This window comes from Alteromonas sp. NFXS44 (assembly GCF_040148705.1).
Taxonomy (GTDB): Bacteria; Pseudomonadota; Gammaproteobacteria; order Enterobacterales; family Alteromonadaceae; genus Alteromonas.
In genome coordinates, this window is sequence record NZ_JAGDEA010000012.1 from 465,734 (window position 1) to 486,070 (window position 20,337).

The 20,337-nt window shown below is 50.8% G+C and carries 15 protein-coding genes; 7 read left to right on the forward strand and 8 right to left on the reverse strand.

What is annotated here, in order from left to right:
- Window positions 1-78: 78 nt before the first annotated feature.
- The 3 genes from J3369_RS19190 to J3369_RS19200 all read left to right on the forward strand — a co-directional run bounded on the left by J3369_RS19190 (window position 79) and on the right by J3369_RS19200 (window position 2,482).
- Window positions 79-1,083: a LacI family DNA-binding transcriptional regulator gene (locus J3369_RS19190; protein ID WP_349589967.1), complete on the forward strand. Its 1,005-nt coding sequence runs from the start codon at window positions 79-81 to the stop codon at window positions 1,081-1,083.
- Window positions 1,084-1,156: 73 nt separating this feature from the next.
- Entirely contained in the window at window positions 1,157-2,050 is an 894-nt protein-coding gene (locus tag J3369_RS19195; protein ID WP_303572102.1) for a sugar phosphate isomerase/epimerase family protein, read from the forward strand.
- Between the two features lie 108 nt (window positions 2,051-2,158).
- A complete protein-coding gene (locus J3369_RS19200) occupies window positions 2,159-2,482 on the forward strand; it encodes a DUF3392 family protein (protein WP_119502824.1) in 324 nt (107 codons plus the stop codon).
- Here the strand turns inward: J3369_RS19200 and acnA are convergent.
- The gene (gene acnA, locus J3369_RS19205; protein ID WP_502877492.1) at window positions 2,479-5,247 is read right to left on the reverse strand and encodes an aconitate hydratase AcnA; all 2,769 of its coding nucleotides are present in this window, start codon (window positions 5,245-5,247) and stop codon (window positions 2,479-2,481) included. The two genes, J3369_RS19200 and acnA, sit on opposite strands and share 4 nt — an antisense overlap.
- A 171-nt stretch (window positions 5,248-5,418) precedes the next feature.
- Here acnA and J3369_RS19210 point away from each other — a divergent pair, with 171 nt between their 5' ends.
- A complete protein-coding gene (locus tag J3369_RS19210) occupies window positions 5,419-5,892 on the forward strand; it encodes a cupin domain-containing protein (RefSeq protein WP_349589973.1) in 474 nt (157 codons plus the stop codon).
- A gap of 35 nt (window positions 5,893-5,927) precedes the next feature.
- Here J3369_RS19210 and J3369_RS19215 read toward each other — a convergent pair whose 3' ends face one another.
- The 3 genes from J3369_RS19215 to J3369_RS19225 form a co-directional block, all read right to left on the reverse strand.
- Window positions 5,928-7,145 (reverse strand): MFS transporter, encoded by a 1,218-nt coding sequence (locus J3369_RS19215; RefSeq protein ID WP_349589975.1) that lies wholly within the window; start codon window positions 7,143-7,145, stop codon window positions 5,928-5,930.
- Window positions 7,146-7,276: 131 nt separating this feature from the next.
- A complete protein-coding gene (locus tag J3369_RS19220; protein WP_349589978.1) occupies window positions 7,277-8,695 on the reverse strand; it encodes a sugar porter family MFS transporter in 1,419 nt (472 codons plus the stop codon).
- A 55-nt stretch (window positions 8,696-8,750) separates the two neighbouring features.
- Entirely contained in the window at window positions 8,751-9,971 is a 1,221-nt protein-coding gene (locus J3369_RS19225) for a XylR family transcriptional regulator (RefSeq protein WP_349589981.1), read from the reverse strand.
- Window positions 9,972-10,140: 169 nt separating this feature from the next.
- Between J3369_RS19225 and xylB the strand changes: the two genes are divergently transcribed.
- The 3 genes from xylB (at window position 10,141) to J3369_RS19240 (ending at window position 14,246) form a co-directional block, all read left to right on the forward strand.
- Window positions 10,141-11,631 (forward strand): xylulokinase, encoded by a 1,491-nt coding sequence (xylB, locus tag J3369_RS19230; protein WP_349589983.1) that lies wholly within the window; start codon window positions 10,141-10,143, stop codon window positions 11,629-11,631.
- A gap of 71 nt (window positions 11,632-11,702) precedes the next feature.
- A complete protein-coding gene (gene xylA / locus J3369_RS19235; RefSeq protein WP_349589985.1) occupies window positions 11,703-13,022 on the forward strand; it encodes a xylose isomerase in 1,320 nt (439 codons plus the stop codon).
- A gap of 63 nt (window positions 13,023-13,085) precedes the next feature.
- A complete protein-coding gene (locus J3369_RS19240; protein WP_349591083.1) occupies window positions 13,086-14,246 on the forward strand; it encodes a pyridoxal phosphate-dependent aminotransferase in 1,161 nt (386 codons plus the stop codon).
- Window positions 14,247-14,333: 87 nt separating this feature from the next.
- On the opposite strand, the gene J3369_RS19245 is transcribed toward J3369_RS19240, so the two are convergent.
- From J3369_RS19245 to J3369_RS19260, 4 genes are all read right to left on the reverse strand, one after another.
- On the reverse strand, window positions 14,334-16,448 hold the full coding sequence (locus J3369_RS19245) for a TonB-dependent siderophore receptor (RefSeq protein ID WP_349589987.1): 2,115 nt from the start codon (window positions 16,446-16,448) through the stop codon (window positions 14,334-14,336).
- A 143-nt stretch (window positions 16,449-16,591) separates the two neighbouring features.
- A complete protein-coding gene (gene cheD, locus J3369_RS19250) occupies window positions 16,592-17,200 on the reverse strand; it encodes a chemoreceptor glutamine deamidase CheD (protein ID WP_349589989.1) in 609 nt (202 codons plus the stop codon).
- Between the two features lie 11 nt (window positions 17,201-17,211).
- Window positions 17,212-18,042, reverse strand: coding sequence for a CheR family methyltransferase (locus J3369_RS19255; protein WP_349589992.1), 831 nt, complete (start codon window positions 18,040-18,042; stop codon window positions 17,212-17,214).
- Window positions 18,043-20,334, reverse strand: coding sequence for a methyl-accepting chemotaxis protein (locus tag J3369_RS19260; RefSeq protein ID WP_349589995.1), 2,292 nt, complete (start codon window positions 20,332-20,334; stop codon window positions 18,043-18,045).
- Window positions 20,335-20,337 lie beyond the last annotated feature (3 nt).

The following is a 20,337-nucleotide window of genomic DNA, read 5'->3' on the forward strand; positions in this document are numbered from 1 at the left end:
TAATGCGTTACATATGCACAGAAGCGAATACCTCGCTTCGCACTGCTAAGAATAAAGAAGTGGTTTGAGAAAAAGGTAATGCCAAATATCCGAGATGTCGCTGATTTAGCCGGAGTTTCCGTGGCAACTGTGTCGCGGGCCCTGCAGCAGCCTGAACGTGTTTCGCCTAAGACACGGGCTAAGGTCATGTCAGCAGTGAGTGAAGTAGGATATAAGCCAAATCTGATGGCGGTAAAATTCCGCTCCGGTAAAACCCACAGCCTGGTGGTACTGGTTCCTACGGTGGCAAACGTATTTTTTGCCCGCGTGATCAGTGGCATGCAGGAAGCTGCAGCCGAATCCGGCTATTCTCTGTTACTGGGCAATACGCTTGGCAATGCAGACATCGAGGCGAATTACGCCAGGATGGTACAAACATCGCAAGCTGACGGACTCATCCAGCTTCGCGCACACAACCCGTTTTCAGAAGATACCGGCAAAAACGACAGTATGCTGCCCATGGTGAATGCCTGTGAGGTGCTCAGTTCGAATATTTGCCCGACCGTGACGCTGGATAACCGCGCCGCGGCCAGAGCCATGACGGAGCATCTGCTCTCTCTTGGTCACAAACGTATTGCGCTTTTTAAGGGGCCTGCAGACAGTCCCCTCACACAGGAGCGGCTTGCCGGTTACCGTGATGCGTTACAGGCCGCCGATATTCCTTACGATCAATCTTTGCTTTTCGCCGGCGATTTTACGTTGCAGGCGGGATATGAAGCTGCCGGCCGGATGCTGGCACTGGATAACCGTCCCACTGCGGTATTTTGTGAGAACGATGAAACCGCTCTGGGTGCACTTCAGGGCTTTAAAAACGCAGGTTTGCGGGTACCTCAGGATATCTCGGTTGCCGGCTTTGATAATATCGACTTTGCCGCCTATTGCGATCCCCCTCTGACCACCATTGCACAGCCGGCAGAAGCCTTCGGCCGCACTGCTGTAAACTTGTTAGTGGACGTACTGGAAGGCAAACTGACAACGGCACCAAAGGTAATTATGCCGTTCGAACTCATTTTACGGGGCAGCACCGGACAGGCTCCGGATTAAACAGAACGATGACTTTTACTTGCTGCGTATGCTGTAACTTCGTGAGCAAGTGCAAATGACGAAGGAGAATAACATGTCAGGCAGAAACAATAAGGCAAGTCATATTGCCAGCAAGATCGGCCAGTCCTCACTGGACCGTCGTCAATTCGTAAAACTGGGCGCAGCCGGAGCAGGCCTGCTGATGGCACCGGGATTTGCATTTGGTCAGGCTAAAGCGGAAACCCGCGTAGGATTACAGCTGTATACACTGCGCGATATGATGGCCGTCAGTGTGCCCGCCGTGCTGAAACTGGTTTCAGCGGTAGGCTATAAAGAACTGGAATTCGCCGGTTATTTTGGTCACAGCCCGAAAGAAATCCGCAAAATTGTTGATGGTGAAGGCCTTTCAGCACCTTCTGCGCATATTCCTCTGGATATGTTCCGCAAGGAAGGCATTAATAAAGTTATCGAAACCGCCCTCGAAGTAGGCCACAAGTATGTGGTTATCCCTTATCTGACTGAAGAACAGCGCGGTACCACCATCGATGTGTATAAAAAGCTGGCAGAAGAATGCAATAAGTGGGGCGATGCCTGTAACCGTCAGGGACTGAAACTGGCCTACCACAATCATGACTTCGAATTCCACGTTACTGACGGTGTCGAGCCATACGATGTGTTACTGAACGAAGTGGACGCTGACAAAATGGCGATGGAAATGGATTTGTTCTGGATGTTCAAAGCCAATAAAGATCCGCTGGCCTACTTTGCCAAACATCCCGGCCGCTTCAAGCTGTGGCACGTCAAAGACATGGACAAGCAGGGCCAGTTCGCTGACGTAGGTACCGGTACAATTAACTTTGCCAAAATCTTTGCTGCGTCGAAGCAGGCGGGCGTAGAGCACCGTTTCGTTGAACGCGACCAGACACCGGATAAACTGCAAACTATTCAGCAAGGCTACAAAGCCGTATCCACCTTGCTGGCCGGTTAATACCTGAGTGGTCAGGTACATACGCTGACCCTTAATTCAGACGTAGGTTTTCTTTGCCACAAAACGTAAAATGCCCGCTATCAAAGCGGGCATTTTTGCAGTGAATTTATGACAGAACTATTTGGCCAGTTAAGCCAGTGGCTATCTCCCTATTACACCCAACTGAGTATCATGCTGATGGCCACCATTCTGGTGGTGTACGGCGATATCATCAATAAACATATCAAACGGATGCTGGCGCCATATCATTTTCTTATCCGCACCACACTGTTCGTGTTGCTGTGTGCTTTCGGATACGGGCTGCTCACTATTCACGGTGCGCCGTTCCTGCTCTACCTGATAAAATACCTGCCCTGGTATTTACAGGGCGCGGGCTTTATCAGTGCATTCATCATTCTGGGCGTACTTGCCGAAAGACGGCGCTATATTTAAGCGCCTTTCTTCAGATACTCGCGGATAACATAGTGCAGGATGCCGCCGTTTTCGAAGTAGGTAAACTCATTGGCGGTATCAATCCGTACGTCCATCATAAATTGACGGGCCTCACCATCGTCCGGAGTAACAGTTACCTGCACTTCCTTCTGGCCACGTTCAACCGGCGCAATGCTGTAGGTTTCGTCACCACGCAACGACAGTGATGACGCGCTGTCGCCCTGTTTAAACTGCAACGGCAGAATGCCCATACCGATGAGGTTAGAACGGTGAATACGCTCATAACTCTCTACCATTACGGCTTTGACACCTAATAATGACGGCCCTTTGGCTGCCCAGTCCCGGCTTGAGCCTGTACCATACTCTTTGCCTCCGATAACCACAGCCGGCACACCGTCTTCACGGTAGCGCATGGCCGCATGGAAGATAGACATGGCATCACCGCTGGGATAATGGGTGGTTGCGCTGCCGGTGGTGCCGGGTGCTAACTGATTTTTCAGTCTCACATTGGCAAACGTACCCCGCATCATCACCTCGTGGTTACCACGGCGTGATCCCAGAGAGTTAAAGTCTTCCGGCTTAATACCCTGCTCCTGCAGATATTGTCCCGCGGGGCTGTCCGGGGCAATGGCGCCGGCAGGAGAAATATGGTCGGTGGTAATGGAGTCGCCCACCTTCACCAGACAACGCGCACCTTCAATGGCACTCAGTGCCGCAGGTTTACTGCCCATGTCAGCAAAGAAAGGCGGATGTTTGATGTAAGAGGAGTCCGGCCAGTCATACACAGAGCTTGAAGACACATTCAGTTCGTTCCAGATGTCATTGCCTTTAAATACATCCGCGTATTTCTGCTTAAACAAATCGCCCGATACATAGTCGTTAATTTTCGCCTGAATTTCCTGTTCTGATGGCCACAGATCTTTCAGATACACCGGTTTTCCGTTCTTATCTGTACCGATTGGCTCACGGGTAATATCCACTTTCATATTACCAGCCAGCGCGTATGCCACCACCAGCGGTGGAGAAGCCAGGTAGTTAGCCGCTACATCCGGATGGATACGACCTTCAAAGTTTCGGTTACCGGACAATACCGAGGTGACGGTGAGTTTCGCATCGTTAATTGCACGGGAAATTTCTTCGGGCAGCGGACCTGAGTTTCCGATACAGGTTGTACAGCCGTATCCCACAAGGTTAAAGCCAAGTTGCTCAAGCGGCTCCATCAGTCCTGCATCTTCCAGATACTGTGTGACCACTTGTGAACCCGGCGCCAGTGAAGTTTTCACCCACGGCTTACGGGTCAGACCCAGTTCCACCGCTTTCTTCGCCAGCAAACCGGCACCGATAAGCACTGACGGGTTAGACGTATTCGTACAGCTGGTAATGGCGGCAATAACTATTGCACCGTCTTCCAGATTAAATTTCTCACCATTGAAGTCGACGAAAGAATCCTGTTCTTCGTCCACCTCTGCCATGTCGCCGCCTTCGGCAACAAATTTAGCTTCTTCACCTTCGACTTTTATATCAATCTGAGACTGATACCAGTCAGTGAAGGCACTCGCGGCAGTATCAAGAGCAATACGGTCCTGCGGACGTTTGGGTCCTGCAATAGAAGGCACCACATCAGCCAGGTCCAATTCCAGCGTTTCGTGATAAATGGCATCTTTGGTGTGATCGTCGTGCCACAGACCGGCTGATTTTGCGTAGGCTTCTACCAGTTCAATCTGTTCGTCAGGACGACCGGTCAGCTTCAGGTAATCCAGTGCCACGCTGTCTACCGGGAAGATACCGCAGGTGGCACCGTATTCAGGCGCCATGTTCGCAATGGTCGCGCGGTCTGCAGTGGTAAGGTATTTGATGCCCGGGCCGTAGAATTCAACGAACTTGCCCACCACACCATGCTCACGCAATTGTTCAGTGATCGTCAGAACCATGTCAGTAGCAGTTACGCCGGGATTTAACTTACCGGTCAAACGGAAGCCCACCACATCCGGGCGCAGCATGGTAACGGGTTGTCCCAGCATGGCCGCTTCGGCTTCAATACCACCTACGCCCCAGCCAAGCACGCCAAGACCGTTAATCATCGTGGTATGAGAATCTGTGCCTACCAGCGTATCCGGATACACCAGTGTGTCGTCTCCTTCCTGTTTGGTAAATGCACAACGTGCGAGATATTCCAGGTTCACCTGGTGCACGATACCCCGGCCCGGCGGCACCACTTTGAAGTTGTCGAAAGAAGACTGCCCCCATTTCAGAAACTGATAGCGCTCACGGTTTCGCTGAACTTCCACACCGGTATTTTTCTCGAAGGCATCCTCTGAGGCAAAATAATCCACCATAACAGAGTGGTCGATAACCAGCTCAACAGGGTTCAGAGGGTTAATGGTTTGTGCATCTCCCCCTAAATTATTTACCGCATCACGCATGGCGGCGAGGTCAACAATGGCGGGCACGCCGGTAAAGTCCTGCAGAATTACCCTGGCCGGCACAAAGGAAATTTCATGCTGACTGTCATCTTTAATATCCCACTTTGCCACTTTCTCAATATCTTCGCTGCTTACGAATTCCTTGTCTTCGTGGCGGATTAAGTTTTCCAGCAGGATCTTTATGCAGAAAGGCAGACGGTCGAGGTCGAATTGCTGCCCAATGGAATCGAAACTGATTGCTTTGAATGCATTATCGCCAACATTAACGGTCGTAAACTTCTGATATTTCACGTTTTCACCTTTCAAATTGAATGAGTGCGCGGTTCTGTATGGCCTGAACAGACAAAAAGCGCCGGGGAATTTCTCATTCATACGGTGATGTTGTGAAAAAAAGTTCACCCGTTCGCCACATCGGATTTGTTTAGAATTAGTTAATAAAGATGATGTTTTCGATTAACGGGCGCGGTATGCTATTTGTACAGGGTAAACACACAAAAGAAGAATTATAAAAACATGGGCAAAACGCGACATCACGAATTAATCGACCAACTGCAACTGGAACCCCACCCGGAAGGCGGATTTTACAGGCAGATATTCAAGTCTGATAAACAGGTTAATTCACCTGCACACGGTCTGGGCCGCCCCGCCATGACGCATATCTACTTTCTGTTGCTTGAAGGTCAGGTAAGCCGCTTCCACCGCGTTTTACACGATGAAGTCTGGAACCATTACGAGGGAGCAGCATTACGTCTGTACCATATCCATCAACAACAGTTGAGGGAACAGCGGATTGGTGGCAGGGAACATGGCTATGCAGCTGTCATTCCGGCCGGCAACTTTCAGGCCGCTGAAACCACCGGCGAATACACTCTGGTGGGCTGCAGCGTAGCGCCGGGCTTTGACTTCGCCGACTTCAGTTTCATTGAAGAACCGTCATTGAAACAATGGATTGAGATAGCCCACCCGGATATGTCACGTTTTATCTGAATCAACAGACAGGCGTGACATCACGCCCGTCTTCACTATGCCTGTGCCGTTCGCAATCTTAAAACCGGGCGCTCATCAATGAAAATGTGGATCAGCGCAGTGATACCGGCAATTACGCAGGCACTCCACCAGACTACATCGTAAGAACCGGTGGTATCGTACAGATAACCACCCAGCCAGACTCCGCTGAATGAACCCAACTGATGGCTTAAAAACACAATGCCGTACAGCAGCCCCATGTGCGGCAGACCGAATAACTGCACCACCAGCCCGGATGTGGGCGGCACCGTGGCCAGCCACAACAAACCAGTCACAATAGAGAATATGTAGACCGATGTTGATGACATAGGAAAATACATAAAGCCGGCAATGGCAACAGCCCGCAATGCGTAAATGAGGGTGAGCAGATTTTTCTTGGAATATTTACCCGCCCATGAGCCGGACAACAGGCATCCAAAGATGTTAAACAACCCGATAAGTGCCAGGCTCATGACCGCGATGTCAGCGGTAAAGCCCCTGTCAGCAAGAAATGCAGGCATATGCACGGTAATGAATGCCAGTTGGAAACCGCACACATAAAACCCCACCACAATCAGCCAGTAATGGGGGTAGGTACAAGCCTCTTTCAGCGCCTCTTTCACAGTCTGACGCACCTGTGTATTGCCCTGCGCCGCCTGCTGCCCGCCGCTGCCGGTTAATGAACCGGCCATCAGGCTCATCATCAGCGCACTTCCCGCCATCAGTAACAACGCATTGCTCCAGCCATAAGCGGCAATAAAATGCTGTGCAACGGGTACTACCAGCAACTGTCCGGCGGAGCCGGCTGCACTGCCAAGACCTAAGGCAAATGAGCGTTTTTCCGGAGACACCATTCTTGCCATCGCAGGCAATACCACACCCAGACCGGAGGCGGCGATGCCCATCCCCATCAGCAAGCCGGCTCCCGCGTTCAGGCTGCCGGCGCTGTCACTGAAGGCAGTAACCGCTAAACCACCGGCATACAGGAAGGCGCCCAGAATAACGGTTTTTACGGTACCGAAACGGTCTGCCATCGCCCCGGCAACAGGCTGAAAGAGTCCCCACCATAAATTTTGCATCGCCAGCGCAAAAGCAAACACCTCACGGCCGTAACCAAACTCTGAAGAAACAGGCTCCATGAAGAAGCCCATGGAAGAGCGCAATCCGAAGTTGAGCGATAACAATATGCAGGCAAAAGCGATGGAAAAACTGAGGAGTCTGACCGGCTGTGACATGAGGCATCCTTGAGATGCAGCCCTTTACACTCCGGTATCTGCTTGCGGTAAAAGGCTGAAACGTAAAAAGGCATACTACCGCTTTTCGTATGCCATTAATACTCAGTGGATGTAAGGTTTTTACCGCCGCCTCAGCCTTTCATATCTTCCAGTTCACGACCACGGGTTTCATACACGTACTTACTGACAAAAATCACTGACAGCACTGCACACAATGCATAGAAGCCGTACGCGCCTGCCAGACCAATACCGGCCAACATCATCGGGAAAGTCCATGTGATGGCGAAGTTTGTCAGCCACTGGATCAATCCGCTCACCGCCAGACCGGAGCCACGGATTTGATTGGGGAACATTTCCCCCAGCATCACCCACATGACCGGTCCCCACGAGAAGTTGAAGCAAAACACATACAGATTGGCAGCAATCAGTGCTACTGGTCCCCAGGCACCCATTATCAGTTTTCCGTCCATCCCCTGCTCTGCGTTGCCAAACGCGACAACCAGCGCGATAAGCGTGACAGACATACCGGCAGACCCCCACTTCAACAGCGGTTTACGGCCCACTTTATCGATGATTGCCAGGGTAACAAGGCAGGCAGCAATACTGATAGCTCCGCTTATCACGTTGATCAGAAGGGCATCACTTTCTGAGAAGCCGACGGCCTGCCATAACACCGCGCCGTAATAGAACACCACGTTAATACCCACCAGTTGCTGCAAGGTGGCAAGGCCCAGACCAATCCACACGATGGGTCTGACCTTTCCGGTATCCGGTTTTTTCAGGTCGCTCAGGCGCGGCTGATGATCATTTGCCAGTGTGGATTCAATTTCAGTCAGCTTGCCCGCTCCTGCATCACCGTAAAGCTTACCCAGAACTTGCAGCGCTTTGACTTTATCTCCTTTAACGACAAGGAAACGGGGACTTTCAGGTATAAATAGCAGCATCACTAAGAACAACGACGCCGGGATCAGCTCCATCCAGAACATCCAGCGCCAGGCTGCATAATCCATCCACAGAGCCTGCGTAGAACCCGAGGCGAAATCGGCAAGAATGTAGTTACTGAGAAAAGCGGCAAATAACCCGCTGATAATAGCGATTTGCTGGATCGACGTGAGCATGCCACGGTATCTGGCAGGCGAGACTTCGGCAATATAAGCCGGAGCCATAACAGAGGCAGCGCCTACCGCAAGCCCACCCAGGATACGATAAAAAACAAACTCACCACCGCTGGTAGAAACGCCGGAGCCCCAGGCACTGATGATAAAGAACACTGCTGCCACCAGCAGCAATGCTCTTCTGCCGTACTTATCTGCCAGCCGCCCGGCAAAAAAAGCACCGACGGCACACCCTAAAAGCATACTGGAAACATTAAATCCGGTCCCCACACTTTCTGACTGAAAGGCGGCCTGTAAACCGTCAACAGTCCCGTTGATAACGCCACTGTCGAACCCGAATAAGAAACCACCTATAGTGGCAACAACACTGATGAAGAGTATAAAACTCCTGTTTTCAGAGGGCTTGTCTGTACTTGCTGATAACACGGTGTCCATAGGGTACTGATTCTCCGGTATTAATAATTCTGCGTTATTTAAGTTCTACTGCTCTCTAGATGGCGGCAAATTTTGATAAGCCTTCCACGGGCAATTCATCCAGACTTTGGGGCCGGTGAGCCTGACGGTACTCCACCGGAGTCTGATCAAAGTGCTTGCGGAAAATGGCGTACATATACTGAATAGAGGGGTATCCGCAAACACCGGCAATTTCCACGGCGGCTTCGTCGGTTTCCTTCAGCATTTTGCAGGCCCTGCTCAGTTTTTCGTTATGAATTTCGGTGTGAATACTGTGTCCCCGCTCCTCTTTAAAGCGGCCCTCCAGGTTTGAGCGGGATATACCTACGTAGTCCAGCACCTGGTCAACCTTAATACCGCGACAGGCGTTATGCCGTATGAAATGCATGGCCTGCATTACCAGTGGATCTTTAATCGCTTTGTAATCGGTAGACTGCCGCTCAGCTACGCGCTCGGGTGGTACCAGTACCGGCGCTTTACTGACAGGCATGCCCTGCAACTGACGGTGCAGCATTCTGGCGGCCTGAAATCCCATATCAAAACAGCCCTGCTTCACTGATGTCAGGCTGACACGGCTTAAATAACGGGCCAGTTCATCATCATCGATACCGATGACCGAGAAACGTTCAGGGATGAGTAATCCGAGATGATCACAGGCTTGCAGAAGGTGACGGGCGCGGGCATCGGTGACTGCCACAATACCTGCCGGGGCGGGTAGACTTTTCAGCCAGTCAGTGAGCCGTTTTAAAGAATATTGCCAGGTTTCCGGGCGCACAGCATGTCCGCGGTAAACATAACACTCGTACCCTTCCCGCCGTGTCAGTTCCAGCATAGCCCGCTCACGTTCCTGCGCCCAGCGGTGTTGCGGGTTAAGTGGCGCACCGTAGAAAGCAAAGCGCTCTATCCCCTTTTGCTTTAAATGTTCAAAAGCGGCTTCAACCAGCGCGAAATTGTCTGTGGCGACGTAGGGCACTTGGGGATAATCAGCCTGATTTTGATAAGAGCCGCCCACTGCCACCACCGGTACTCTGGCCTTTGTCAGCGCCTTCTCGATGGCCGGATTATCAAAATCCGCAATAATCCCGTTGCCGCTCCACTCGTCCAGATGCTCCAGACGGGTCATAAAGTCTTCTTCAAGATACAAATCCCAGTCGGCCCCGGAAGTTTGTAAATAGCGGCCAATCCCTTCAATGATCTGGCGGTCGTACACCTTACTGGCATTAAACAGCAGCGTGATACTGTGCGATTTTTCAAACATAGCTGGCCCTGACTAATTAAATTCCGTAAAGCGGTTTATGAATATTGTTTTTACCCATCCTAAACCAGTGCACTGCAATTAACAAAAAGATTACAAAATTTCATAATTGCTCTGATCGCTTTTGATAATCAACATAGAGAAATAGCGGATTATCAGAAGTGGAAACAACATGTACTTAGGCATTGATTTAGGCACCTCAGGGGTAAAAGTGGTGTTAACAGATGAACAGGGCGCGGTGGTAAGAACCACTCATGCGTCTCTGAATGTGTCGATGCCAAGGGCTTTATGGTCAGAGCAGGATCCGGCAGACTGGTGGGAAGCGACCTGTCAGTGTCTGGATGCGCTGAAAGCATCGCAGGACTTAAGTACCGTGAAGGCTATCGGACTGAGCGGACAAATGCACGGCGCAACCTTGCTGGATGAAAACGGTGACGTATTGCGCCCTGCCATTTTGTGGAACGACGGCCGCTGCGACGATGAATGTCATGAAATTGAAGCGGCTGTGAGCGACGCACGTCAGCGCAGCGGCAATATTGTGATGGCAGGCTTTACCGCGCCTAAAATCCTGTGGGTCAAGCACCATGAACCTGACGTCTACGGACGCATTCACAAAGTACTGCTGCCCAAAGATTACCTGCGTTACAAACTTACCGGTGAGTTTGCCAGTGAAATGTCAGATGCAGCCGGCACTATCTGGCTGAATACGGAATCCCGTAAATGGGACAGCATATTGCTGGCTGCCACAGGGCTGAATGAATCTCATATGCCGGCACTTTTCGAAGGGAATGCGGTCACCGGAGAGCTGACGGCCAGTCTTGCCGAACGCTGGGGCATGAAATCCGTCCCTGTTGCCGGCGGCGGTGGCGATAACGCTGCCGGCGCTATTGGCTGCGGTATTGTTGATCCGGGTCAGGCCATGCTGTCACTGGGCACATCCGGGGTTTACTTTGCCGTCACCGATACCTTTCGCATTAACACAGAGCAGGCTGTACACAGCTTCTGTCATGCTCTGCCTTCCCGCTGGCATATGATGTCGGTAATGCTGAGTGCTGCGAGCTGTTTACAATGGTACGCAGGTCAAAGTGGTTACGAGGATGTAGGGGCGATGCTTGATGATGTTGAGCAGTCAGTCTCTTATTCTGATGAAGCTACGCCGTTGTTTTTGCCTTACCTGACCGGTGAGCGGACACCGCATAATAATCCTTATGCGAAAGCAGCCTTTTTCGGGGTCACAGCCAGCACTACCCGCGCACACATGGCCAGAGCTGTTATTGAAGGTGTTTCCATGGCGCTGGCAGACGGCATGGACGCAGTGCATCAAAGTGGCGTCAGTGTATCGTCAATCAGTCTGATAGGCGGCGGAGCGAAAAGTCCTTTCTGGCGACAATTGCTCAGCGATATCAGCGGTCAGAACTTAACTTACCGCAAAGGCGGAGATGTTGGCCCTGCGCTCGGAGCGGCAAGGCTTGCGCAACTGGCGGTGAATCCCGACAAATCCTTATCTGATATTTGTTTCCAGCCCGAAGCAGAAGCGGAATATAAACCAGACCCCAAAGTTAACGAAGCCTATTTAGCAAAACGTCAGCAGTTCCGTGAGCTTTACTACGCCATAGAACCTTTCTGGTCGTCACCGAAAAAACAGAAAACTTTCACGAATTAACATAATTGTTGAACTGCGCAGGGTCTTTCACACTGTCTTCACCATAACCCTGCCTGAACAGGAAAAAGAATATGAGCAACTATTTCGACGCAATTCCAAAGATCAAATATGAAGGCGCGGACTCAACCAATCCGCTGGCATTTAAACACTACAACCCGGAAGAAGTGATCATGGGTAAAACCATGGAAGCGCACCTGCGCTTTGCTGCCTGCTACTGGCACAACTTCTGCTGGGACGGAGCTGATGTATTCGGTGCCGGCACGTTTAATCGTCCCTGGCTGACTCAGGGTGATGCCATGACGCAAGCCAAAGCGAAAGCGGATGCCGCATTTTCGTTTCTGGAAAAACTCGGCGCGCCCTACTACTGCTTTCACGATGTTGATGTGGCACCGGAAGGTCAGTCTCTGAAGGAATACGTGCACAACTTTTCCACCATGACTGAAGTGCTGGCGCACAAGCAGGAAGAAACCGGCATGAAACTGCTGTGGGGCACTGCAAATGTATTCAGCCACCCGCGATACATGTCCGGCGCAGCGACCAATCCGGATCCGGCCGTGTTTGCACGCGCAGCCACTCAGGTGTTTCATGCCATGAACGCAACAAAGCAACTTGGCGGTGAAAACTACGTGCTGTGGGGCGGCCGTGAAGGTTACGAAACCCTGCTGAACACCGATTTAAAACGTGAACGTCAGCAACTGGGGCGCTTCATGAACATGGTGGTTGAGCACAAGCACAAAATCGGCTTCGACGGCCTGCTGCTGATTGAACCTAAGCCACAGGAGCCGACGAAGCATCAGTACGATTACGACACAGCAACTGTACACGGCTTCCTGTCTGAATTTGGTTTAGAGAAAGAGTTTGCCGTCAACATTGAAGCCAACCACGCCACATTGTCCGGCCACTCTTTCCATCACGAAATTGCCACTGCATTTGCACTGGGGATCTTCGGCTCTATTGATGCCAACCGCGGTGACCCGCAATTAGGCTGGGATACTGACCAGTTCCCTAATTCAGTAGAAGAAATGACACTGATTTGTTACGAAATACTGAAAAATGGAGGCTACACGTCTGGTGGCTTTAACTTTGACACCAAATTACGCCGTCAGAGCACCGAGCCGGAGGACTTATTCCTGGGCCACATCGGCGGCATGGATACCTGTGCGCTGGGCCTGAAGAAAGCCGCTGCACTGCTGGAGTCAGAAGCACTGGGTAACGCCGTTGAGAAACGCTATGCTGGCTGGTCAGAAGATTTCGGTCAACAGGTATTAAACGGTAAAATGTCGCTGGAAGACGTAGCTAAGTTCGCCAGCGATAATGCACTGGATCCTAAGCCGGTATCCGGCAAACAGGAAGGCCTGGAAAACATCGTAAACCAGGTGATCTACAAGTAAGCTGGCTGGCGCTGACCGGTTTGCGGTATCATGGCTCCTCGTTTTTACGGGGAGCCTGTTTTGTTGAAGTTTTCAGATCGTGCCAACGCCATTACACCCTTCTATGCCATGGCTTTTTCAGAGAAAGCCAGTGCCCTTGAAGCAAAAGGGCATCATGTCGTCAGACTCAATATTGGCGAACCGGATTTCGGTGCTCCTGGTCCGGTTGTGCAGGCCATGCAGGATGTCATGGAAAAGGCAGAACTGCCCTACACGTCAGCCTTAGGTTTACCGGCCCTGCGGGAAGCCATCGCCGGTTTCTATCGTCAGCGACACGGTGTTGCTGTCAATCCGAACAATGTTGTGGTGACTGCCGGGGCATCAGCCGCGCTGCTTCTGGTATGTGCTGCGCTAGTTAACCACGGCGATAAAGTGATGCTGGCGGACCCTGCCTACCCGTGCAACCGTCAGTTTATCAGAAGCTTTGGCGGGCAGTTGCAAAGCATTCCCGCCGGCGCTGAACAGCGCTTTCAGCTGACACCACACAACGTGCAGGCAAACTGGCAGAGCGATACCAGAGGTGTGATGCTGGCATCACCGTCTAATCCCACGGGCACATCGGTGCCTGAAAGTGATCTGGCGGCAATATGCGATTTTGTAAAATCCCGCGGTGGCTGGCGTATTGTTGACGAAATTTACCTGAATCTCAGCCATCATGGTCACGCTCAGACCGTACTGGCTTTTGACCCCGACGCCATTGTGATCAACAGCTTTTCAAAGTACTTCGGTATGACCGGCTGGCGTTTAGGCTGGTGTGTAGTGCCGGATGACATGGTGCCGGTGATGGAGCGTCTGGCGCAGAACTTATACATTTGCCCGTCGACCCCCGCGCAATATGCGGCGCTGGCCTGTTTCACCCCGGAAACCCTGAACGTTTGCGAAGGACGCAGAGATATTCTGCTGCACCGGCGTCAGCGGGTTCTTGATGGCTTAAAGCAGGCTGGATTATCCGTGGATGTGGAGCCGGACGGCGCGTTTTATGTATATATCAACGTCACCTCTACCGGTCTGAACGCCATGACATTCTGTGAGCGGTTACTGGAAGAACAGCACGTTGCCCTGACACCGGGTAATGATTTTGGCGAAGTCACTGGCGATGACTATGTGCGTTTGTCCTTCGCAGCTTCAGAAACTGCACTGGATGAAGGTATAAAGCGTATCGGTACTTTCCTGGCGTCACTGTGATTTATCAGGACTGGTAGCGGCTTAAATATAGAAAAGCCGGTCAGCGGCCCCTGAAGGCAGCGCGACCGGCTTTATGAGCATATTTAGTTAAAACTGATATTTCACGCTGGCAGTGTAATTCACCGGTGAGCCCGGCATTACCCAAAGCTTGTGGTATGAGTTTTCAAAGTAGATTTCATCAAACAGGTTGTTGACGTCGAACTTCACACTCAGCTTCTCATTTAATGCCAGCGAAGCCGACAGGTTCACCAGCGTATAAGACGGCAGTATAAATCCTGCGTCAGTGGTTTCCCCCAACCGGTCGCCCACGTAACGCACCGTAGCGCCGAAGAAGGCCTCTTTTTCCATCAGTTGCGTGTAGTGATTCAGCGAGATAAAACCTGCATGTTTCGCCACATTGATCAGGCGGGACCCTTTCGGAATGGTCACGCCCCAATCGAGGTTGTTCACTTCATTGGCGGTTTGCGCATCCGTGTAAGCATACGAGAAATCCAGACGGGTATTGGCTGTTAAGTCTGTGGTCAACTGAAACTCAATGCCCTGACTCTCCACTGTACCTAATGTCGCCGACAACCCGGTGTTGGGCTCTGCTGTCAGCATATTGGTTTTTTCAGCGTCAAAGATGGCAATGCTACCGGAGAACCGCTCAGCCAGATTTTCCCACTTAGCACCCACCTCAAACGAGGTAGTTTCTTCCGGGTCAAACGCATTGCGGTCGGAGTCAAGCCTGGGGTTGGGTCTGAACCCTTCAGCATAGCTGGTATACAGGCTGACTTTTTCGTTTACAGCATAAGTCAGACCGAGACGGGGTGTGACCACTGTTTGATCCCGGCTCTGACCTGCACCTGCCAGATGGTCATAAATTTCCTGCTCAAATTTGTCTACACGGAAACCCAGCAGAAGTTTGGTGGCTTCATTCAGCTCGATAAGATCCTGCGCATAAAAACCCAGACCCTGTTGCTTTTCTGCAGTAAGGGTAACAGGGGAGACATCAGGACGGGCTATGGTGTAATCAGGATTCGCCGGTTCGATACTGTAAGTGGTGTCACCGGCGCCCCGGGCTGTACGCCAGCGACGATAGTCCGTATCGATATGATAATTGTAGTAATCCAGACCAATCAGCAGGTTATTGGTTAAACCGGTAACCTCTGCTTCACCGCTTAGTTCTGCACGTAAGGATAAATCCTGCGCTTCATAATCACGGGTTCTTCGCTGGCGCGAAAGAATGTCCGGATCAGCCAGCAATAACTGACGACCTGCCGACAGCTCAGTATCTGAAGATTGTCCTTTCATGGATGAATCGCGGTACGCCATGCCTGTAAGCAGATGCCAGCTGTGAGTCAGTTCGTGGTTCAGCACCAGTTGATGACCGAAGGTTTTCACCTCATGCGCACCGTCCCGGATATCACCGTAGAAGTCTTCCGGATTCACCGTATCAAAATCGTTGTCCAGTACGTAAACACCGCGGTCCAGCGGCTTTTCCTGATCAAGGATTTCCATCTGATAACTCACACTGGTTACGTCAGACAGGTTCCAGATAAACGAAGGATTGATATTCAGGTTTTTGAAGAAAACGGTATCTCTGTAAGTGTCTGAGTCTTCATATGAACCATTGAGCCGGTAAGCCATGTCATCATTCAGACCATTCGTGTAATCGAATTCAACCTGTTTCTTACTGTAATTACCCAGCGTGCCCTGAACGTAGCCCTGTTCTTCAAACTGTGGATTTTTAGTAATGATGTTGATGGTACCGCCGGGTTCTCCCTGACCGTACAAGGCCGAGCCCGGGCCCTTCATCACTTCAACGGACTGAATATTTACGGTGCCGCGGTTCCCGCTGTAACCGCGAACATTAAAGCCGTTAATGAGGTAGCCAGTGGCGTTGTTTTCATCGCCTGAGAAACCACGGATAGCAAAACTGTCGAACATGCCGCCGGAATTATTCTGTCTGACTACAGCAGGCGAAAAATCCAGCGCATCAATGAAACGGGTAATACCTTCATTGGTTAACTGATCTGCACTGATGCGATCAACTGCCTGCGGCGTTTGAATTAACGGAACATTGCCACGGTAAGGCTGGAAATGTCGCTTCACTTCAATGTGTTCCACGTCATCCTTCTTTTCCTGCGCGGCAATAACACTCTCTTGTGCTGCTGCGCTGGTGGATAGTGCGAGTAATGAATATAAAAACTGCTTTTTCATAAAATCTTTTGTGCCGGGAATTTACCGACGCAAAATGTTATAACATCACAAAAACTACCGCAAACAGATTTTTTAAAAAACTTTTTTGACACACGGAAAACGTTTCAGGAATCGATTTTTATGACTTACAGGCCTTTTCCGGCTTAATTCCCAAACATATCAATGGAACCGGTCGCTTTCGTTTCCTCGTTAACTCGCATGGCGAGTTCCGCTTCACGGTCATGAATAGTGTTGTTGTTCATGTCGTAAATGCGCTTCATCAGCACCGAACCGGTAGATGGCGTGAAGTAAATTTTGCGGGCGTAATTAGCCATCAGATCGCTGGCCAGGATGGGAATATTTTCGGTTCTTAAGAATTCGATGGCAAATTCAGAATTGGTTGCGCCAATATCATTTTGCACGTATCCGGGCAACACTCTGGCACCGCCGAATACCTTGGCAACCAGACGTTTCTTTTCACCGCCAAGATGCAGACAATCATTTAACAGCACTTCCATGGCATGCACACCGTAACGGTTCGCTTCGAATGACATTTTGTCGATTTGCTTATTATTTGGCAGCATGAAATGGTTCATGCCGCCAACTTCAGTGATGGGGTCATACAGGCATACTGCCACGCAGGATCCCAGTACCGTCACAATGAGTTTGTCTGCCGCAGTGACGTAGTATTGGCCGGGTAAAATTTTTACCGCATCACGGCCAAAACGACTGTCATAGTAGGAAGGAGGCTGACTAAAATCATGGGCAGTCACGTTTTGTGTAACTACCTGACTGGTGCATAAATTGTTTTACCGACCGGTCTGAGGATATCCGACGCATCAGCAAAATGCTCAGAGTGTCCGGCGATGTACAAGCTGTCATGCTTGAGGTGCCCGACCAGCCTGTTCAGGATCTGATATTGAGTCGGTTTATCAAAGTAAATCATTACGTTACGGCAAAAAATGACATCCATTTTCTCTTTGAAGCCATAATCTTTATGTAACAGATTGATTTGCCTGAATTCCACCATCTCCCGCACTTCATCGACCACCCGCACCATGCCGGATTTCGAGCCTTTGCCCCGGTAGAAAAACTGCTTTTGTCTTTCCGGCGACATTTTCTCGATAGACGACGCTTTGTATACACCATTTTTTGCGGTTGCCAGCACCTTGCTGTCAATGTCCGATGCGTAGATTTTGATACCCGGCCGGAATGAGCCAAAGGTTTCAGCTACCGTCATAGCAATAGAGTAAGGTTCTTCTCCTGTACTGCTCGCCGCGCACCAAATCGCGGTCACATTGGAATGATTACGAAGGTATTTTTCCAGCGCGGAGAAATGATGAGGCTCACGGAAAAATGACGTTAAGTTAGTAGTCAGCGCATTAACAAATTCCTGTTGTTCAATGTCACTGCGCTCTACCACTTTTAAATAGTCACTAAAGGTTTTCAGCCCCAGCGCCCTAAGGCGCCGGGATAACCGGCTGTACACCATGGTGACTTTAGAGTCTGCCAGACGAATGCCTGCAATTTTAAACACGGTGGCGCGCACCCGTTCGAAGTCGTCCTGACTATAAGCATATTCTCTGTCGACTTGTTCAGCGGTTGCGGCGGTCATTTAGAATGTCTCCCACTCACTTTCGCTTGGCGAGCCTGGCTTCAGAGCTTTAGGCGTACTCACGGCTGTCATACGCGCGGCCGGCTTTGCAGAGCCGTTCATTCTCTTAGCCGGCGGTGGCGCAAGCAAACTGCCGCCATCCAGTTTAAACATCGCAACCCGTTCTGTCAGGCCAATGGCTTGTTGTTGCAAGCTGTCAGCCGCAGCAGCAGCCTCTTCAACCAGTGCCGCGTTTTGTTGCGTCATTTCGTCCATGCTGTTCACGGCTTTGCCCACTTCTTCGATACTGGTAGCCTGCTCAGAAGACGCTGCAGAGATTTCAGACATGATGTCGTTCACGCGCTGAATCGCATTAACCACTTCAGCCATGGTATCGCCGGATTTGTTAACCAGCTGGTTACCGCCGTTGATTTTGCCCACAGAGTCAGAAATTAATTCTTTAATTTCCTTCGCGGCTTCCGCTGAACGTTGTGCCAGCGTACGCACTTCCGATGCTACCACGGCAAAGCCGCGGCCCTGCTCACCGGCTCTGGCTGCCTCTACAGCCGCATTCAGGGCAAGGATGTTAGTCTGGAAGGCAATACCGTCAATGACGCCGATGATGTCTGAGATTTCCTGAGCTGACGCATTAATATCGCCCATGGTATCGACCACCTGACGAATAAGGTCCCCGCCTTCATTTGCAACTTTTGAAGCCTGTGAAGCCAGCATGTTTGCCTGCTCTGCGTTCTCTGCATTCAGACGCACGGTGCCGGTCAGTTCTTCCATAGCGGAAGCCGTTTCTTCCAGACTGGACGCCTGCTGCTCAGTCCGGCTGGATAAATCGGCGTTACCTGTGGCAATTTCCGACGAAGCCGTATTAATGGTGTCTACCGCCTCGTTAATCGAACGGATAGTGCCTGAGATTTCTTCGGCAAATGAGTTGATGGCATTGGCCAGCACCTGGAATTCGCCCTGGAAGTCATCATCAACCCGGCTTGTTAAGTCACCGGCCGACATTGAAGACATAACATCGCTGATGGTGCCGATGATGCGTTTATTATCCTGAACGAACTGGTTAATTGAGGTACCCAGCTCAGCGAAATCACCATCAAGTCGTAACGGGTCGGTATCCAGATCGCCCACCACCAGACGCTGCATAGTGGCGCGGATAGCCTGAACCGCCTTAACCCGCGCAGTAATATCCACGGCGTATTTAACCACACGGTAGGGTTTACCATTCTGGTCAAAAATCGGATTGTAGGAAGCCTGGATCCACACATCGTCACCGGCTTTATTGATGCGTCTAAATTCATCGGCGAAGTAAATACCTTTACCCAGTTGCTCCCAGAAAGACCGGTATTCCGGACTTTTCTTATATTCCGCATCCACAAACATGCTGTGATGTTTGCCCTGAATTTCTTCCAGTGAATAACCCATAGCACCCAGGAAGTTCTCATTGGCGTTGATAATCGTGCCGTCCAGATTAAACTCGATAACCGCCTGAGCACGGTTCAATGCTTCAATCTGACCACCGTAATAAGCATTTTTGATTTTCTCGTCAGTAATGTCTGTGGCAAATTTAACAACACGAATTACTTTACCGTTTTCATCGTATACCGGATTGTAAGATGCATTGATCCAGATCTCACTGCCATCTTTACGAATGCGGCAGAACTCACCTGAGGACACCTGCCCCCGCGCCAGATTACGCCAGAAATCTTTATATTCCTGACTGGAAGCATAGTCACCTTTGCAAAACATACGGTGGTGTTGACCCTGAATTTCCTCCAGGTCATAACCCACTGCGCCACAAAAGTTTTCATTAGCCGTAATGATAGTACCGTCCGGATAGAACTGAATAACTGCCTGAACGCGATTCAGTGCGTCAGTAATAGCATTGGTTAAAATGGCGTCCTGATTATCAATCAGTTCGACACTGTAGGCGGTTGTCTCGCCACGCACGTTTTTGAGCCCGGCCACCGTAACCTTAATATTCCGGTCCTTCAGTTCCAGTAACACCTCGCCACCGCCCGGCGACTGCGCCGCTGCCTGCTGAAGACTGCTGGCCTGCAGGCCCAGGGCACTGATATTACTGCCAATAAGGGTCATGACCGAAAAACCACCATTGCGGGCTTTAATACTACCTTCCAGTTGCCCCAGCAGCGCTTTTGCCGCTTTGTTTGCGACCACTATGTTGCACTGGCCATCCAGAATCAGAAGACTTGCAGACGATGCTTCAAGGGCCTGGATGCTTTCCAGCGATCCTACTACGGCATTGTCCTCACCACTTAACCATTTAAAAACACCCATCGA

What these genes read in the sequence shown, in the direction of transcription:
- J3369_RS19200 (WP_119502824.1), top strand. Translation starts at nt 2,159, where the DNA reads ATGACAGAACTATTTGGCCAGTTAAGCCAGTGGCTATCTCCCTATTAC.
- J3369_RS19195 (WP_303572102.1), top strand. Translation starts at nt 1,157, where the DNA reads ATGTCAGGCAGAAACAATAAGGCAAGTCATATTGCCAGCAAGATCGGC.
- J3369_RS19225 (WP_349589981.1), bottom strand. Translation starts at nt 9,971, where the DNA reads ATGTTTGAAAAATCGCACAGTATCACGCTGCTGTTTAATGCCAGTAAG.
- J3369_RS19210 (WP_349589973.1), top strand. Translation starts at nt 5,419, where the DNA reads ATGGGCAAAACGCGACATCACGAATTAATCGACCAACTGCAACTGGAA.
- J3369_RS19260 (WP_349589995.1), bottom strand. Translation starts at nt 20,334, where the DNA reads ATGGGTGTTTTTAAATGGTTAAGTGGTGAGGACAATGCCGTAGTAGGA.
- J3369_RS19245 (WP_349589987.1), bottom strand. Translation starts at nt 16,448, where the DNA reads ATGAAAAAGCAGTTTTTATATTCATTACTCGCACTATCCACCAGCGCA.
- J3369_RS19215 (WP_349589975.1), bottom strand. Translation starts at nt 7,145, where the DNA reads ATGTCACAGCCGGTCAGACTCCTCAGTTTTTCCATCGCTTTTGCCTGC.
- J3369_RS19220 (WP_349589978.1), bottom strand. Translation starts at nt 8,695, where the DNA reads ATGGACACCGTGTTATCAGCAAGTACAGACAAGCCCTCTGAAAACAGG.
- xylB (WP_349589983.1), top strand. Translation starts at nt 10,141, where the DNA reads ATGTACTTAGGCATTGATTTAGGCACCTCAGGGGTAAAAGTGGTGTTA.
- xylA (WP_349589985.1), top strand. Translation starts at nt 11,703, where the DNA reads ATGAGCAACTATTTCGACGCAATTCCAAAGATCAAATATGAAGGCGCG.
- J3369_RS19190 (WP_349589967.1), top strand. Translation starts at nt 79, where the DNA reads ATGCCAAATATCCGAGATGTCGCTGATTTAGCCGGAGTTTCCGTGGCA.
- J3369_RS19255 (WP_349589992.1), bottom strand. Translation starts at nt 18,042, where the DNA reads ATGACCGCCGCAACCGCTGAACAAGTCGACAGAGAATATGCTTATAGT.